The organism is Nitrosomonas sp. ANs5 (assembly GCF_050584665.1).
In the GTDB taxonomy this organism is placed as follows: Bacteria; Pseudomonadota; Gammaproteobacteria; order Burkholderiales; family Nitrosomonadaceae; genus Nitrosomonas.
In genome coordinates, this window is record NZ_JBEUDO010000031.1 from 18,435 (window position 1) to 35,146 (window position 16,712).

15 protein-coding genes are annotated in these 16,712 nt (G+C 51.2%); 6 read left to right on the forward strand and 9 right to left on the reverse strand.

Annotated features, from left to right (window positions below):
* Positions 1-28: 28 nt before the first annotated feature.
* Together nusA and rimP are read right to left on the reverse strand one after the other, a co-directional pair.
* Positions 29-1,501: a transcription termination factor NusA gene (nusA, locus tag ABTW62_RS08790; RefSeq protein WP_430904207.1), complete on the reverse strand. Its 1,473-nt coding sequence runs from the start codon at positions 1,499-1,501 to the stop codon at positions 29-31.
* A gap of 51 nt (positions 1,502-1,552) precedes the next feature.
* On the reverse strand, positions 1,553-1,984 hold the full coding sequence (gene rimP / locus ABTW62_RS08795) for a ribosome maturation factor RimP (RefSeq protein ID WP_430904208.1): 432 nt from the start codon (positions 1,982-1,984) through the stop codon (positions 1,553-1,555).
* Between the two features lie 1,247 nt (positions 1,985-3,231).
* Here rimP and ABTW62_RS08800 point away from each other — a divergent pair.
* The 5 genes from ABTW62_RS08800 (at position 3,232) to metW (ending at position 7,539) form a co-directional block, all read left to right on the forward strand.
* Entirely contained in the window at positions 3,232-3,633 is a 402-nt protein-coding gene (locus ABTW62_RS08800) for a PTS sugar transporter subunit IIA (protein ID WP_430904209.1), read from the forward strand.
* 2 nt (positions 3,634-3,635) lie between these two features.
* Positions 3,636-3,905, forward strand: coding sequence for an HPr family phosphocarrier protein (locus ABTW62_RS08805; RefSeq protein ID WP_430904210.1), 270 nt, complete (start codon positions 3,636-3,638; stop codon positions 3,903-3,905).
* A complete protein-coding gene (gene ptsP, locus ABTW62_RS08810) occupies positions 3,902-5,629 on the forward strand; it encodes a phosphoenolpyruvate--protein phosphotransferase (RefSeq protein ID WP_430904211.1) in 1,728 nt (575 codons plus the stop codon). The genes ABTW62_RS08805 and ptsP overlap by 4 nt, the downstream gene beginning before the upstream one ends.
* Positions 5,630-5,752: 123 nt before the next feature.
* Entirely contained in the window at positions 5,753-6,880 is a 1,128-nt protein-coding gene (metX, locus tag ABTW62_RS08815) for a homoserine O-succinyltransferase MetX (protein ID WP_430904212.1), read from the forward strand.
* A 32-nt stretch (positions 6,881-6,912) separates the two neighbouring features.
* Complete coding sequence (metW, locus tag ABTW62_RS08820) at positions 6,913-7,539, forward strand: methionine biosynthesis protein MetW (RefSeq protein ID WP_430904213.1); 627 nt, start codon at positions 6,913-6,915, stop codon at positions 7,537-7,539.
* A 427-nt stretch (positions 7,540-7,966) separates the two neighbouring features.
* On the opposite strand, the gene hisI is transcribed toward metW, so the two are convergent.
* The 5 genes from hisI to ABTW62_RS08845 form a co-directional block, all read right to left on the reverse strand.
* Complete coding sequence (hisI, locus tag ABTW62_RS08825) at positions 7,967-8,470, reverse strand: phosphoribosyl-AMP cyclohydrolase (RefSeq protein WP_430904214.1); 504 nt, start codon at positions 8,468-8,470, stop codon at positions 7,967-7,969.
* A gap of 16 nt (positions 8,471-8,486) precedes the next feature.
* Positions 8,487-9,884, reverse strand: a complete 1,398-nt coding sequence (locus ABTW62_RS08830; protein WP_430904215.1) for a dihydroorotase — start codon at positions 9,882-9,884, stop codon at positions 8,487-8,489.
* On the reverse strand, positions 9,881-11,911 hold the full coding sequence (thrS, locus tag ABTW62_RS08835; RefSeq protein ID WP_430904216.1) for a threonine--tRNA ligase: 2,031 nt from the start codon (positions 11,909-11,911) through the stop codon (positions 9,881-9,883). The genes ABTW62_RS08830 and thrS overlap by 4 nt, the downstream gene beginning before the upstream one ends.
* 135 nt (positions 11,912-12,046) lie before the next feature.
* Complete coding sequence (gene cysS, locus ABTW62_RS08840; protein ID WP_430904217.1) at positions 12,047-13,459, reverse strand: cysteine--tRNA ligase; 1,413 nt, start codon at positions 13,457-13,459, stop codon at positions 12,047-12,049.
* Positions 13,460-13,932: 473 nt separating this feature from the next.
* On the reverse strand, positions 13,933-14,706 hold the full coding sequence (locus ABTW62_RS08845; protein WP_430904218.1) for a ZIP family metal transporter: 774 nt from the start codon (positions 14,704-14,706) through the stop codon (positions 13,933-13,935).
* A 358-nt stretch (positions 14,707-15,064) separates the two neighbouring features.
* On the opposite strand from ABTW62_RS08845, the gene ABTW62_RS08850 reads away from it, so the two are divergent.
* A complete protein-coding gene (locus ABTW62_RS08850; protein WP_430904219.1) occupies positions 15,065-15,319 on the forward strand; it encodes a hypothetical protein in 255 nt (84 codons plus the stop codon).
* Between the two features lie 96 nt (positions 15,320-15,415).
* Here the strand turns inward: ABTW62_RS08850 and ABTW62_RS08855 are convergent, their stop codons facing one another.
* A complete protein-coding gene (locus ABTW62_RS08855; protein ID WP_430904220.1) occupies positions 15,416-15,937 on the reverse strand; it encodes a peroxiredoxin in 522 nt (173 codons plus the stop codon).
* Between the two features lie 320 nt (positions 15,938-16,257).
* Positions 16,258-16,659 (reverse strand): hypothetical protein, encoded by a 402-nt coding sequence (locus tag ABTW62_RS08860; RefSeq protein WP_430904221.1) that lies wholly within the window; start codon positions 16,657-16,659, stop codon positions 16,258-16,260.
* Positions 16,660-16,712: the final 53 nt, after the last annotated feature.

Genomic DNA, 16,712 nt, shown 5'->3' on the forward strand with positions numbered 1-16,712 from the left:
CAACCTGTCTGATTAACTCAAAAACAGTTTACATAAACCAGGGCTCACGCGCCTTGATGATGATCTTGCCGGCACGTTCCAAATCTATACCAGTCATTTCAACCAAATCATCCGCCGCCAAATCGGCCAGTTCTTCTTGGGTATTGATGCCTTTGGCTGTCAATTTCCGGGCCAGTTCAATATCCATCCCCTCCAGAGTGAGCAATGCTTCGGACGCATGCTCAATTTTTTCTTCTGTCGCAATCGCATCGGTCAACAATACGTTACGCGCACGATTGCGCAATTCTTCAACTGTCTGCTGATCAAATTCCTTGATTTCAAGCATCTCGTCCAAGGGAATATAGGCAACCTCTTCCAGCGTGGAAAAACCCTCTTCCACCAGAATATGCCCCACCTCCTCATCTACATCCAATTTTTCCATGAACAGTCTGCAAATTGCGGCAGTTTCTTCTTCATTTTTTTCCATGGATTCTTCAACGGTCATGATATTGAGCTGCCACCCCGTCAGCTCCGAAGCCAGACGCACATTCTGTCCGCCGCGGCCGATCGCCTGGGCGAGATTATCTTCGTCGACGACAATATCCATGCAATGCTTGTCCTCATCCACCATAATGCTGCTGATCTCGGCTGGCGCCAAGGCGTTCACAACAAACGTGGCCTGATCTTCCGACCACTGGATGATATCGATTCGCTCACCGGCCAGCTCGCTAATGACAGCCTGCACTCTCGATCCGCGCATACCCACGCAAGTGCCGATCGGATCAATCCGCGGATCATTCGATTTCACAGCAATTTTCGAACGGGAACCAGGATCCCGCGCAGCCGCCCTGATCTCCAGCATTCCCTCTTCGATTTCAGGCACTTCCAGCTCGAACAGTTTAATTAAGAAATCGGGTGAAGTACGCGACAAAATTAACTGCGGCCCCCGGGCAGCGCGATCAATCCGGAGCAAATAGGCGCGAACCCGGTCTCCCATTCTCAAGTTTTCGTGAGGAATCATCTGATCACGCGGCAATAGCGCCTCGATCTTCCCGAACTCGAGTATGGCATTGCCCCGATCCATACGCTTGATGGCGCCAGTTACCAGATACTCCTTGTGTGCAAGAAAATCATTCAGGTTTTGTTCCCGCTCGGCATCACGTATTTTCTGAAAAATAACTTGCTTGGCGGCCTGCGCACCGATCCGGTCAAATGTGACCGACTCTATCAACTCCTCGATATACTCACCCAACTGAGCTTGTTCGTCCCGCTGCATGGCATCGCTCAGGGAAATTTGCCGGGCGGGATGCTCGACATCCTCCTCGGCAACGATCAACCACCTGCGAAAACACTGAAACCCCCCTGTCTCCCGGTTAATCAAGACACGGATATCAATATCATCATGAAAATGCTTTTTGGCGGCAGAAGCCAGCGCCATCTCGAGCGCAGTAAAAACAATGGCTTTTTCAACGTTTTTCTCATGCGCCAAAGCATCGACTAACAGCAAAATCTCGCGGCTCATATTCCTCCAGCCATATTTTTAACCTAAAACCGCCTCTTAGGTTTAACAAAACTATAATCTCGGTACCAAGCGGGCTTTGTCCAGATTCCTCAATTCAATCTGCAGCGTCTTCCCATCTGCCTCCAGCGTCAGGGTGTCGTCTTGTACTTCTTTGAGCAGACCGACAAAATTCTTTTGTCCTTGCCATGCAATTCGCAACTTTATTCGGATAGTTTCACCCGTAAAACGAATGAAATCGGCCCTTTTCTTCAATGGCCTGTCTAACCCCGGGGAAGAAACCTCCAGCCGGTAATAATCGATATTTTCGACAGCCAGCAATTGCCCCAGGTGATTGCTGATGGCGACACAATCATCCAGTGTGATCGCGCCTTCCTTTTTATCCACAAACACTCTGAGCAATTTGCCAGGCGCAGACTGTTCGACATCTACCAGCTCATAACCCATTCCCGCCAGCGTCGGTTCGAGTAACTCAAATAGCAACATAGCTCCGCTACAAATAAAAAATGGGCTAAACCAGCCCACCTATCAATTCGCTTACATTATAACAAGATTCGCGTCCGATAAAAACAGAAATTTATTTTATGGCAATGTTTCCAATGAGTTACCCATTGGACAGAAGCAACTGTATCGACAATACCCTGCTGAATCCAGCTATCCGCATTCCTGCATCGAAACAAATCGGCAATTAAAGATTCAGGCAACCCATACCGGCCTCCTCACACCACATAACATAGCCTGCATTCAGAAAGCGAGAAATAGTAACACAAATATGTTTTTCAATTTACCCAGGCGCGCCACCTGCAAACAACCAACCCAAGTCAACTAAGTCAATCTGGCCGGCAACAATGAAAGACTCGGACGGCAAACGTGCAAACGTATTTACACCCGCAGATTACCGATTTCTTGCCTGTCTTCGACAAACCAAATAGACACGCGTTCAACAGTAGCCGAAACTGTCTAGTACTCCGTTCCGCCAAACCGCTTACATGAAATCGCGCCTTCGCCTGTCATGCGTTGTTGCAAATCCTCGCCATAGCTACGGCTATGACTGCGGTTTGCGCCTAGCCTGGCAGGCGAATCCATCGATTTCATTTGTAAGCTAATTGACGGTACGGAGTACTAGAAATTCCTGTTCCGGCCAGCTTCTTCAAAGTCCTATCACCTATCACTTATGGCAATATATCGTCACCGATAAATCTGGATAACCACGGCCGATTGGGCCTCGTCGTAACAGCGGCCAAATTATGGATGGCGGCTATTTTCTGTTTGTTCGTCATTTGCAGTGCAACGAAGCAATCCTGACCCACGTCAGACCGGCCTGAATACTGAGTACCTAGGAGGCTGTCCGAGAATAGCGATCGTAGCGAGGGCGAGGCTGGTTGAGCGGGATTTTTCGATCATTTGAGGCGAATAGTCGTTCTATTCAACGAAAAGGATCGGAAAATCCAGCCAGCCAGAATCGTACGCAGTACGATCAGTCTATTCTCGGACAGCCTCCTAGTACTCCGTTCCGCCAAACCGATTACATGAAATCGCGCCTTCGCCTGTCATGCGTTGTTGCAAATCCTCGCCATAGCTACGGCTATGACTGCGGTTTGCGCCTAGCCTGGCAGGCGAATCCATCGATTTCATTTGCAAGCTAATTGACGGAACGGAGTACTAGCCATGGCGATTCGGCAATAAAAGATGGACAGTGATAAAATTTTCAATTTATACCATTTGGCGACGGCATGAATCACAATATAGCCGGCATCTTGATCATCAGTCATGAACCATTGGGCGCAAGCTTTCTTGACTGTATCGAGCACATCCTTGGCGAGCAGCCAAGGATGTTGATCAACCATGCCATTCTTCCAACAGTGGATCCGGATGCTGAAGTATTAAAATTGCAAAGCACACTCAAACAACTTGACCAGGGCAACGGTGTACTGATTCTGACCGACCTGTTTGGCGCCACGCCTGCTAATATCGCACGCAGACTGATCCAACACGGACAAATCGAATGCCTGGCCGGCTTGAACCTGCCCATGTTGTTGCGTGCCCTGCATTACCGGCACAAGCCCTTGCCGGAATTAGTCAACAAAGTCCTGACCGGTGGTCGGGACAGCATTATCCATATATCTAGAGCCTAGTGATGCAAAGCGAAACACTGACTATCCTCAACAAACTTGGTTTACATGCGCGCGCCTCGGCCAAACTGACACGGCTGGCAGGTCAGTTCGAAAGTGAAATCTGGCTCAATCGCAATGGCCGCAAAGTCAATGCAAAGAGTATCATGGGGGTCATGACCCTCGCCGCCAGTCAAGGCACTATGATCGAATTGGAAGTTTCCGGCCCGGACGAGCTGGCAGCCATCGATGCGTTGCGCACCCTGGTCAATGGCTATTTTGGGGAATCCGAATGAGTTTTATTTTGCATGGTGTGGGCGTATCCGAAGGCATTGCGATTGGTCATGCGCATCTTGCCTCGTCAGCAACGCTGAATGTCCCGCATTATCTGCTGCCCAAGAATCAGATCGATGCCGAGCTGGCACGTCTCCAGAGCGCCTTTGCCACCGTGCGCCAGGAACTGGAAACATTGCAGACATCCACTACTCAGGGGCCGGCACTGGCCGAATTCAACGCCTTTCTTGAACTGCACCACATGATTCTGGACGACCCCACGCTTGCTCAGGCGGCCATGGAAAACATCGCACAGGTACAGTGCAATGCAGAATGGGCTATTACTCAACAAATGGAAGTATTGATCGCCCAATTCGAGGAAATCGAAGATGCCTATTTGCGTGAACGCAAAACCGACGTCATCCAGGTTGTCGAACGTGTACTGAAAGTGCTGCTGGGACACCCCGGCTATACGCCACCGCCACTCAAACAAGATGGCTCCAGCATTCTGGTCGCGCACGATCTCAGCCCAGCCGATGTCATGCAATACAAGCAACATCAGTTTGCGGCATTTTTGATCGACATGGGCGGACCGACCTCGCATACGGCAATTGTCGCCCGCAGCCTGAACATCCCATCAATCGTGGCGATGCAACATGCTCAGCAACTCATTTATGAAAATGACATTCTGATCGCAGACGGTAATCACGGGATCGTCATCGTCAACCCGGACAAATATATACTGGCCGAGTATCGCCTGAAACAAAACCAGCTCGCACTGGAAAAACGCAAGCTGTCGCGCATCAAATCGGTCACGTCCGCCACATTGGATGGCACCCAGGTAGCGTTGCTGGCCAATATCGAGCTTCCCCAGGAAATCGGCCAGGCCAGAGAAAGCGGCGCCATGGGTGTTGGCCTCTTCCGCAGCGAATTCCTGTTTCTAAACCGGGATGATTTGCCCGGCGAGGAAGAACAATTCGAGTCCTATTCAACCGTCGTTCAAGGCATGCGAGGTTTACCTGTCATCATTCGCACATTTGATCTGGGCGCAGATAAGAATCTTAAAAGCACTTACCGCATCGCCGCCAACCCGGCGCTGGGATTGCGTGCAATCCGCATGAGCCTGGCTGAGCCCGCCATGTTCCTGACACAATTGCGTGCCATTTTGCGTGCTTCCAGTCATGGCTGCGCACGCATTCTGATTCCCATGCTTTCCAGTGGCTGGGAAATCAATCAGACGCTACAAATGATCGAAGTTGCCAAACAAAGCCTGCGCGATGAAAAGAAACCCTTTGACGAAAATATCAAGATCGGCAGCATGATAGAAATACCCGCAGCAGCGCTCGCGCTTGACCTGTTCATAAAAAAACTGGATTTTCTATCGATCGGCACCAACGATCTGATTCAGTACACGTTGGCCATCGATCGCGTCGACGAAACTGTCGCCCACCTGTTCGACCCCTTACATCCTGCCGTGCTATGGCTGCTTGCCCGTGTTATTCAGATCGCTGGCAAAGCCAATGTGCCGGTTTCGATTTGCGGAGAAATGGCAGGAGATTCAAAATACACGCGCTTATTGCTGGGCATGGGTTTACGGCAATTCTCCATGTACCCGGCACAACTTTTGACCGTAAAACGGGAAATTCTCGGCAGCCACATCCCTAGCATTACCCGTCTCACGCAAAAAATACTGCGCACCCATGAGTCAGAAAAAATTCACAACCTGTTGTTGAAACTGAACAGTTGATCACCCAGCGTCTGCCCGAACAAACAGCGCTACGCACCATGGAGCGGGCTTTTTGGCGATATAATAATCCGCTCTATCCTTGTATACTCATGTATTTTTACTTCACTTCAAACCGTCACATTCATGCATGATTCAGATTCACTTGGCATCGTCTCCCCGCAGCGCATGCATTTTGACTCACCGCTGGGCTTGAAAAGCGGTGCTGTACTGGATAGCTTCGAGCTGACCTATGAAACCTATGGTGAGCTGAATCCGGCCAAATCCAATGCCGTACTGATTTGTCACGCATTGTCCGGCAGCCATCATGTGGCTGGTGTCTATGCAGACAACCCCAAGAGCACGGGCTGGTGGAACAATATGATCGGGCCGGGCAAACCCATCGATACCCGCCGATTTTTCGTCATCGGCATCAACAACCTTGGCGGCTGCCATGGATCCACCGGCCCGATCAGCATCAACAGCAAAACCGGCAAGCGTTATGGACCGGATTTCCCCCTGGTAACCACCGGCGACTGGGCCGAAACCTATGTACGTTTTGCCGATCGATTGGGGATTGACTGCTTTGCTGCCGTGATCGGTGGCAGCCTCGGTGGCATGTCAGCCCTGCAACTGGCGCTCGATGCACCGGAAAGGGTCCGTCATACCATCGTCATCGCTGCGGCGGCAAAATTGACCGCACAGAACATCGCTTTCAACGATGTAGCGCGCCAGGCCATCCTGACCGATCCCGATTTTCATGGCGGCGATTATTATTCGCATGGCACCTTCCCGCGCAGAGGCTTGCGCCTGGCGCGCATGCTGGGCCACATCACCTATTTATCGGACGATTCCATGGCCAGCAAATTCGGACGGGAATTGCGCAATGGCGCGCTCGCATTCAATTTCGGAGTGGAATTCCAGATCGAATCCTATCTTCGCTATCAGGGAGATAAATTCGCCGATCAGTTCGACGCCAACACCTACCTGCTCATGACCAAAGCACTCGACTATTTCGATCCCGCTCAGGATTGTGACGGGGATCTGCAAGCGGCCTTTGCGCGTGCCCAAGCGGACTTTCTGGTACTGTCCTTCAGCTCCGATTGGCGGTTCCCTCCCGAACGCTCCCGCACCCTTGTCAAAGCGCTGGTTGCCAATAAACGCAACGTCAGCTATACAGAAATTCCGTCCAATCACGGACATGATTCCTTCCTCATGAAAGATGACTATTATCATCAGCTGATGCGTGCCTACATGCACAATATTTCCATTTAAGCCGATATTCTGCAGAATTTCTATCCTAAAAAATGATGACAAACGAAGTCAGTCACACCCAACTGCCATCACGCCCCGACTACGACGCCATTGCGGCTTGGATCAAGCCGCAATCGAAAGTGCTCGATCTGGGTTGCGGTGATGGATCCCTGCTGCGCCACCTTAAAAACCAGCTCAACGTTCATGGCTATGGCATAGAAATCGACACACAGAATATACTGGCTTGCTTCGAGAACGGGATCAACGTTATCCATAGCGACCTGGAATCAGGCCTTTCCGGTTTTGGAGACGACTCATTTGACTATGTGATCCTGTCGCAGACGCTCCAGGCCATGAAAAACACCGAAAAAATCATCCAGGAAATGCTGCGCGTAGGCAAGCAGGGCATCGTATCCTTCCCCAATTTCGGCTACTGGAAAAACCGTCTGCAAGTCTTCTCAGGACGGATGCCCGTTTCCCAAAGCCTGCCCTATCAATGGTACAACACGCCCAATATCCATTTGTGCACGCTGCATGACTTTGAACAGCTCTGCCATCAACTACAGGTCAACATTCTCGAAAAACGTGTGATGAACGGTGAACGCAAGCTGGTTCTGCTGCCGAACCTATTCGGCATGCTGGCTTTTTACCGCTTCAGCCGTGAACCCAAAACCGATTAGCAAGCTGATTGCCAGGCAGGCAGCGGCGAAGATTGCCCATGGTCCATGGTTTTAGAAAAAGCAGTACGTATTAACACACAGCATGCTGCTGCACGATCACTCGAAGCCAGTGCTTCCAGACAGCTTCTCAGACGCATTTCAACGAGAATGTTGATTGAATCTGTTAGGTTAACCAACTCGTTGAATTACGGTCTAATGCTTATACGTAATGCATATTAACTGAACTCACTTGCCAAGCAACACGGCACGGATAATTGTCTGGTCCACCTTGGTTTGGAGCCGGGAAACTTGCGGGGTCTATCAGGAACCGGCACAAAAACCGCAACAGCCGCTTCCGATAGCCTTGAATATCTTAGCCGATAACCGCTGCTTGTGCGCAGTTGCCTGCAGCCGTCATAGCACAGTGAGACTGCACTTTATCACCCGCTCATAGCCGGGTGGGATTGGGCACATCGCCATAAACCTCTTTGGGATCAAAGGTTTTTTCCACCTCTGTATAGATAAGATGCTGGCACCCGCGTCCCTCGTTTGCAATCGGAATTTTGCGATAGAAGCAGGATCGGTAACCCACATGGCAGCTGGCACCCGAACCGCTGACCTTGACGCGCAGCCAGATGGCATCCTGATCATCATCAATCAACAGCTCTTCAACATGCTGGACAAGACCACTGGTCGCACCTTTATGCCAAAGTACCTGGCGCGAACGGCTCCAATAATGCGCCTCGCCAGTTTCGATGGTCCTGGTCAAGGCTTCAGCATTCATGTAGCCCACCATGAGTATCTGACCACTCGAGGCATCCTGCGTGACACACACAATCAATCCCTGATCATCAAATTTAGGCGCCAACTGCCGGCCTTCCTCGACCTGTTCGATGGATTCCCGTGTATGAAATACGACCGGTGGTTTTGTTTGAGAGGATTCTTTCATCATTGCACTTCCTTGAAAGTTAGAGGCATGGTAGTTGTGCGGCATCGCGTGATTCGAGGAATCGCACCGGCTGCCCCTGGGGCAAATCATCGCAGAGCCCCTCATCCCGAACCACGACATGGCCACGAATAATGGTATGAATGGGCCAGCCAGTGACGCGGATGCCATCGTAAGGCGTCCAGCCGCACTGGCTGGCAATCCAACGGTTGCTGATTTCACGCCGGGCATGCAAATCAACAATGGTCAGATCCGCATCGTATCCCAGCGCGATTCTGCCCTTCCCTTCTATACCGAAGATTCGTGCAGGGCCACTACTGGTCAGATCAACCAGGCGCTGCAGACTCAATCGCGCATGATGCACGTGACCCAGCATAACCGGCAGCAAGGTTTGCACGCCAGTCATGCCGCTGGGCGACTGTGGATAAGGGCAAGCCTTTTCTTCTAAAGTGTGCGGCGCATGGTCGCTGCCCAGGACATCCACCACACCGGTACGTACGGATTGCCACAAAGCATCCTGATGACGCTTATCACGCACCGGCGGGTTCATCTGAGCCAGCGTGCCGAGACGTTGATAGCATTCCGGCGCGCACAGCGTCAGATGATGGGGCAGTACCTCCACACTCACACGACATTTGTGCTGTGCCAGATAGGCCATTTCTTCTGCCGTCGAAACATGCAGGATATGCAACCGTCTTCCCGTCTTGGCGGCAAGCCGCACGATACGTTCGGTAGCCATCAGCGCACTGCGTTCATCACGCCAGATGGGATGCTGCCGCACATCACCGCTCGCTTCAACGAGGGCTCTACGCTGGCAAAGCCGCGTCTCGTCCTCTGCGTGCACTGCCAAGCGGCGATAACCCTGACACAGTATCCGCTCCAACACCACATCGTCGTCCGCCAGCAGATCCCCGAACGAACTGCCCATGAATACCTTGATACCAGCGCATCCAGGTAAATTCTCAAGTGCGGCCAAGTGCTGCGTATTTGCCGCCGAACCACCGATGTAAAAGGCGTAATTACACCAGGTACGGCCATACGCCCGACGCATTTTTTCCTCAAGATCATGTTGATACAGTGTAAGCGGCTGCGTGTTCGGCATCTCGAATACAGCCGTGACACCCCCCAATACCGCGCCACGCGTACCGGATGCCAATGTTTCTTTATGTGTCTGCCCAGGTTCACGGAAATGAACCTGGGAATCAATCACACCGGGCAGTACGTGCAAGCCCGTCGCCGCGATGGCCGTCTCTGCCGTCCAGTTGCCTGCCAGATCCCCCATGGCAATGATGCGCCCTGCAATACAGGCAATGTCGATCACTTCTACACCATTGGGGGTCAGGACGGTGCCACCGTATACGAGCAGGTCTGCATGCCGGCGCGTTAAGCGCAAGACCGTGTCTTTACCCAGGTCTCTCATGTGCACAACTCACGTGGGACAGACGGGAGATCTGTCCCGTCAATGGCGCTCAAACGTTGCAGCAAATCAAGCCGGTCAGCGTCTCGCGCAGCAAGATCGGGTGCCAGGGTCTCTTTGATCAGCAGATTGATGGCATCGGTGATGCGCAAGACACCAAGATTCTGACCCTCCCGGGTACGCATAGCGACCTGGCCGGCACTCGCCTCTCTGGCGCCGACCACCAACAGAAAAGGAATACGAAGCAACGTCTGCTCACGAATTTTATAGCCGATCTTCTGGTTGCTGACATCCGCTTCGGCGCGCAGACCACTGCCCAGCAGTACGCGGGTCACGTCTTGTGCGTAAGCTGCGACCTGTTCCGTAATGGATAGGACCGCCACCTGAACAGGTGCCAGCCACGCAGGCAACTTGCCGGCATGCTGCTCGATCAGAATTCCGGCAAAACGCTCCAATGAGCCAAACAGGGCACGATGCAGCATGACAGGACGTTTGCGCTGGCCATCTTCATCCATATAGACAATGCCAAAACGCTCGGGCAAATTCATATCGACCTGCAAGGTACCGCATTGCCAGTCACGCCCTATCGCGTCGCGCAATACGAATTCCAATTTCGGCCCATAAAAGGCCCCTTCCCCGGGATTGATCTGATACGGCAAGGCCATGTCGCGCAGGGATTCGATCAATGCATTTTCGAGCAGCGCCCAGGTGGCATCGTCCCCCATCCGGTGGTCGGGACGGGTTGAGAGTTTGATGCGCACATCGGGAAATCCGAACTGACGGTAAATATCGAGCACCAGCGCGACGATCTCCCGGCATTCCTTGTGCATCTGCGGTAGCGTGCAGTAAATATGCGCGTCGTCCTGCGTGAAATGACGCACTCGCAGTAGGCCGTGCAGCGCTCCGGAGGGTTCGTAGCGATGCACTTTCCCGAATTCGGCCATGCGTATCGGCAAATCGCGGTAACTTTTGAGTCCATGCCGAAACAGCAGCACACTGCCCGGGCAGTTCATTGGCTTGAGGGCCAGTGCGCGCCCATCCTCGGTGGTCGTGGTGAACATATGATCACGATAGTTGTGCCAATGGCCCGAAATTTCCCAGAGACTGCGATCCATGACATCCGGCGTATTGACTTCGACGTACCCGGCCTCCTGCTGACGGCGACGCATGTAGGCGATCAGCTGTTGAAACAGCGTCCAGCCACGCGCATGCCAAAACACAGCGCCCGGTGCATCTTCCTGAAAATGAAACAGATTCAGTTCACGGCCAAGGCGGCGATGATCACGTTTTTCTGCCTCCTCCATGCGCTCGATGTAAGCGTCAAGCGCCTTCTTATCGGCCCACGCCGTGCCATAAATACGCTGCAACTGCTCGTTGTCGGCATTGCCGCGCCAGTAAGCACCTGACAATCTGGTGAGTTTGAAATGCTTGAGAAAACACGTATTGGGCACGTGCGGGCCACGGCACATGTCGACATATTCCTCATGGAAATACAACCCCATGACATCAACTTCCGGCATATCTTCAATCAGACGCAACTTGTAGTCCTCGCCACGCGCGCGGAATATGCGGATGGCCTCATCGCGCGGCGTCATACGCTTGATCACAGCGTAGCCCCTGGCAATCAAAATCCGCATGCGCGCCTCAATGGCGGCCAGATCATCCTGCGTAAAGGGGCGCTCGTATGCAATATCGTAATAAAATCCTTCGTCAATGACCGGGCCGATCACCATTTTCGCAGTGGGGAACAATTGCTTGACAGCATGCCCGATCAGATGGGCGCAGGAATGCCGGATGATTTCCACCCCTTGTGGATCATTTGGCGTGATGATCTGCAGCTTGGCATCACAGTCGATCATATCTGCGGCATCGACCAGCCTGCCGTTGACAATACCTGCCACAGTGTTTCTGGACAACTGTGCGCCGATCGATACCGACACCTCGAGCACACTGACAGGTCCCGGAAAGGTGCGCACCGACCCATCCGGCAAGGTAATGGCAATAGCGTTACAAGTTGGATTATTCGTCACAATTCAGCACCTGCTCTGTCGTCTTATGTTTTTCTTATGCTTTGTTTTCGTTGACGGGACAGTCTCCCAGCATAGAACTGATGCCGAGCTGGTAAGCCCGGATAAGCAAAAGCACCGCCTTGGTAAACCACTGTCTCATGTTGATTGCACGTTAATCCGTTGCCAGGTACTGCCTTGCGGGCTGTCAGCAATAGCAACCCCTGCTGCTTCCAGCTCGGCGCGGATCGCATCGGCACGCTGAAAATCACGCGCATACCGTGCCCGATCACGCTCGGCAAGCAGTGATTCAATATCTGCCATCGAAAGTGTTAAGGGTTGTTGCTCGAACTGAAGCGCCTGCACGGCTGACGAAGGCTCCTGTTGCAGAAGTCCCAGCAAACTGGCGGATGCCAGCAGCCGGCCCCTGGCCATCGCCTGCTTGGCAGCGCTGTCAGCGGCATCCAGCATGCTCGCCAGCTCATGCAAGCGGGTGATGGCCAGGGGCGTGTTGAGGTCATTGCGCAGCGCATCCAATACCCTTTCATCCACTCCGCTTGTGCTGGCAGGCGCAAGCGATGCCACTTTAGCCAGGCTGGCATAGCACCGCAAAAGGGTGCGACGGGCAGTAACCAGTCGCTGTGCTCCCCAATCCAGCGGATGACGATAGTGCGTCGTCAACAACGCCAGGCGGATGGCTTCACCCGGTGCCTGCTCCAGCAGATCACGCACCAGCAGCACATTGCCGAGTGACTTCGACATTTTCTGGCCTTCCACGGTCACGAAACTGTTGTGCACCCAGGTGCGGCAATAAAGGCGGCCATCATGCGCGCAAGTACCTTGCGCTATCTCGTTCTCGTGATGAGGGAATATGAGATCTTGTCCGCCGCCATGAATGTCGAGGGTGCCACCAAAGTGGCGCCCGATCATTGCCGAACACTCAATATGCCAGCCAGGACGACCCCGGCCCCAAGGGCTGTCCCAGCCCGGCTGGTCGGGTGTCGAAGGTTTCCAAAGCACAAAATCCAGAGGATCGCGCTTGTAAGGCGCAATTTCGATGCGGGCACCTGCCTGCATCGCCTCGGGCTGGCGGCGGGATAACTGACCATACTGTGGATAAGACGGCACATGAAACAGAACATGCGCCTGCGCCACATAGGCGTGACCTCGAATAATCAAGCGCTGAATCAGATCGAGGATCTCCGGGATATGCTCGGTCACACGCGGTTCATGATCTGGCGCAAGCACACCCAGTGCCCGCATATCCTCATGGTACGCATCGATATAGCGAGACGTGACAGCTTGAATGGGCAGCCCGGCTTCGGCAGCTGCCGCATTGATCTTGTCATCGATATCAGTGAAATTGCGGGCATACCCGACCTTGGGATAATGCAGGCGCAGCAGTCGCGCCAGCACATCAAACACGACTGCAGGCCTCGCATTACCGATATGGGCATAGTTATAAACTGTGGGACCGCACACGTACAGCGTAACCTGTTCCGGCACGGTGGTCTGCAACGGCGCCTTCGCTTTTGTCAGCGTGTTGTACAACTGGATCTGGCGCTCAGCCATGATGAACCTTCAACATGCGTGGCTGATTGCCACTTGGTGCTGGAAAAATTTCTCTGATACTTCGTTCAACCAAGACTTCCAGAAAAAACATTTAAATTTCAACCTATTGATTATTAATATCCATTAGGCTCACCAATGGATCTATCGAAAATTTTCTAATCAAAAATATCAGGGCAATACACTGAATCGATTAAGAATCCAATTTCAACCGAGAGAAGGCGATTAAACAATGTTACCTTGCCGGATCCTTGCCACCCTGCTAGGAGGCTGTCCGAGAATAGCGATCGTAGCGAGGGCGAGGCTGGTTGAGTTGGATTTTTCGATCATTTGAGGCAAATAGTCGTTCTATTTAACGAAATAGGATCGTAAAATCCGACCAATCAGGCTCGTCCGCAGTAGATCAGTCTATTCTCGGACAGCCTCCTAGCACGGTTACGGATATTTTTGCTGTCAAAGGCGTATTCTTTCTTCAACTATATAAATGCTTCGAGCCATAGAAGAGCCTGCATCGAAAAGACTCCAGCTGCAGTAGCCGCTGCATGCATTGGCAACGCAAGTTTCATTCTCGACTGTCGCAGGAGGGGTATCAGATCGGTGGTCGCAATATAAATGAAACCACCAGCGGTAATAGCCAGCAAAGCACTTAGACTCAACGTAATTACATGGGCAACCAGCAAGGTCACCATGGCACCGATAATGCATGCGGACGCACAGAGCACATTAAGAATGACCGCCTGCTTTTTTGCAAAACCACCCTGTATCAACACCGCGATATCAGAAATTTCCTGTGGTATTTCATGCACCATAATGGCAATGGTCGTGGTGATCCCCAACATCGGATCTGCAAGAAAACTGCCTGCGATGAGCACCCCGTCTACAAAATTATGAATGCCATCGCCAAGCAGATTCATTTTGGCGAACGAGGCGGCCGAAGGTGAATTGACAGCTCGCATTGCCAGGCTGTGGTCATGCTGCCAGTGAAGATATTGCTCGATCCCATAGAAACAAAGCATGCCTGTCAGCGCCCAAATAAATACCGTGCGGGTATTATCAGATAACGCCATCGCATCGGGCAGGAGATGCAGAAAAGCATCACCAAGCAAAACGCCCACCGCCCCAGCGATAAGCCGCGGCATCCAGATTTTCAATCTACTGTCTTTGATATGCAGCACAAAAGCGGAGCATGCGGCCACCGACACAACCATCAAAGATGCAACCAATGTGGCGAATATTGTAAAAATATCCATAGTCACTGATTGCTATCAACACCAACAGTTAACTTTTTCATTTCTTATGTCTTGAGTCACGATCGATAGCACTTGATCATTTAAACTTAATAGATATTATTTATGATATGTTATAACATAACATTTATCAAATGGTTTAATTGACAGCAATCAGCGCATCTGGGTTGTATCCGCTATTCGCTGGCTTGGCATCGTAACGACAAGAAGTTTGTCATTTTCAGCCAGCAGCACTCAAGCGTTGAGCACAGCTGTTTTCTTGGTGTCGAGCGTGTATCAACGCTTGATGGAAAATTTATATCGGGTTGCAGAACCTTATATCAGGCCCCTTAACTTCTTAATTTTTTACAGTGTGAGATTGATGAGCACCCACATACCCGAAACATTCGATGAGTGGCGGCATTGCATTGAACAGGAATGCCGCATCGTATTAACCAAAGAATATATTGAACAGCGGCTGGCAATATTGCGTGAACTCAACCATGAAGAAACGCAACGATTCATTCGCCACTACGGTGAGCATCACTGGCAACAAGTGGTGCGCTGGTTTGAACGGGCGCAGAATCAATGGGGTCAGACCAGTTTGATTATGAAAGAAAAAGGAGTAAAAGGGTAGCATCCCCTTTTACTCCTACCCGATGACATCAACATAACTGAAAACGGCTAGCGCCTATCCAAATCCTGGTAACAGTCGCGACTAAACCCGGACGATTTATTTGCCTAAGTAATTAAGCATTGTGTCGGCATCGCTAGCTTCAAACGGATCATCCGGACAGTTATCCATAAAACCCGGTTCGATGAACATTTGTTTAATTTCGCCATTCACGACATGCATGGAATAGCGCCATGAACGCAAACCAAAACCGAGATTTTCCTTCCTGACTAACATGCCCATCAAGCGAGTAAAATCACCGTTGCCATCAGGCAGCATTTTTACATTCTTTATTCCCAAATGTTTTGACCATTGGAACATTGTAAAAGCATCATTGACACTGAGGCAGTATATCTCATCGATTCCTTTTGCCTTCAATTGATTATATTTAGCTTCGTAACCCGGCAAATGGGTACTCGAACAAGTCGGTGTAAAAGCACCCGGCAAACCAAAAACAATCACATTTTTGCCTTTGAATATGTCGCTGGATGTCACGTCTTGCCATCGGAAAGGATTATCGCCTCCGATTGATTCGTCACGAACACGCGTTTTAAATATTACTTCGGGTACTTGGTGAATCATGATTTTTCTCCAATTGCTTGTGTATAGCGGTTATATCCGAATATGCAGCTTGTACTCTGCTTGCTGCTGATGCAACGCTTATCAACATCAACACCTATTTGATCTAGCCCGATTGACTTTTGTTCATTGATTCCAGAAAGTAACCTGACTTACCACCCTGGCTCAATTCGGGGAGGTAGGTAAAAAAAGGAGAGCTACCTTTTTCTGTCAAACAGGCTATAGCACAATACGGTGCAATCGTTCAATGATAAATCGATGGGGTCGGACTCGGTTGATTCTGAGAGAAAAAACAGTAAAAGGACAGCGTCCCCTTTTTTATTTCAACAAATCAATTGGCTCTGACCCCATAGATTTGGGGTTAATCTTTTGTTAGCACTGCGATGCCAGAAACTTGTACAGTTTCCGGCAAGCCATGCCAGTTCTCTTTGCCATTCTTCTCTATCCTGGTAGATCAAGGGGCCATCACCTGCGGCGGTTGCTTCGAGAAGTTGCTGATGGGCATCAATCGTTTCATCACTTTCTACCCATTCTTCAACAGCCCAACCACCAAGGGCATGTAGAGCAGCACTATACCTTTGTTGCGTACTCCTTGATTTTTGATCAAGTTCAGCCCATTGCCAGAATCCCTGAAAAATCTTCAGCAACTCTCGCGAAATTTCGGTTTCTCTTGCTGGGGAAATTCCAATCCCCCAGTCCTTGATCCAGAACTCAGTAGGTTTCATTCTCACTCAAGTGTGAATTAAGAGCTAAAAACTAGCCAGTTCATTAGTTTAAG

Coding starts and splice junctions, on each gene's coding strand:
- nusA (WP_430904207.1), bottom strand. CDS start 1,501: ATGAGCCGCGAGATTTTGCTGTTAGTCGATGCTTTGGCGCATGAGAAA.
- rimP (WP_430904208.1), bottom strand. CDS start 1,984: ATGTTGCTATTTGAGTTACTCGAACCGACGCTGGCGGGAATGGGTTAT.
- ABTW62_RS08800 (WP_430904209.1), top strand. CDS start 3,232: ATGAATCACAATATAGCCGGCATCTTGATCATCAGTCATGAACCATTG.
- ABTW62_RS08805 (WP_430904210.1), top strand. CDS start 3,636: ATGCAAAGCGAAACACTGACTATCCTCAACAAACTTGGTTTACATGCG.
- ptsP (WP_430904211.1), top strand. CDS start 3,902: ATGAGTTTTATTTTGCATGGTGTGGGCGTATCCGAAGGCATTGCGATT.
- metX (WP_430904212.1), top strand. CDS start 5,753: ATGCATGATTCAGATTCACTTGGCATCGTCTCCCCGCAGCGCATGCAT.
- metW (WP_430904213.1), top strand. CDS start 6,913: ATGATGACAAACGAAGTCAGTCACACCCAACTGCCATCACGCCCCGAC.
- hisI (WP_430904214.1), bottom strand. CDS start 8,470: ATGATGAAAGAATCCTCTCAAACAAAACCACCGGTCGTATTTCATACA.
- ABTW62_RS08830 (WP_430904215.1), bottom strand. CDS start 9,884: ATGAGAGACCTGGGTAAAGACACGGTCTTGCGCTTAACGCGCCGGCAT.
- cysS (WP_430904217.1), bottom strand. CDS start 13,459: ATGGCTGAGCGCCAGATCCAGTTGTACAACACGCTGACAAAAGCGAAG.
- ABTW62_RS08845 (WP_430904218.1), bottom strand. CDS start 14,706: ATGGATATTTTTACAATATTCGCCACATTGGTTGCATCTTTGATGGTT.
- ABTW62_RS08850 (WP_430904219.1), top strand. CDS start 15,065: ATGAGCACCCACATACCCGAAACATTCGATGAGTGGCGGCATTGCATT.
- ABTW62_RS08855 (WP_430904220.1), bottom strand. CDS start 15,937: ATGATTCACCAAGTACCCGAAGTAATATTTAAAACGCGTGTTCGTGAC.
- ABTW62_RS08860 (WP_430904221.1), bottom strand. CDS start 16,659: ATGAAACCTACTGAGTTCTGGATCAAGGACTGGGGGATTGGAATTTCC.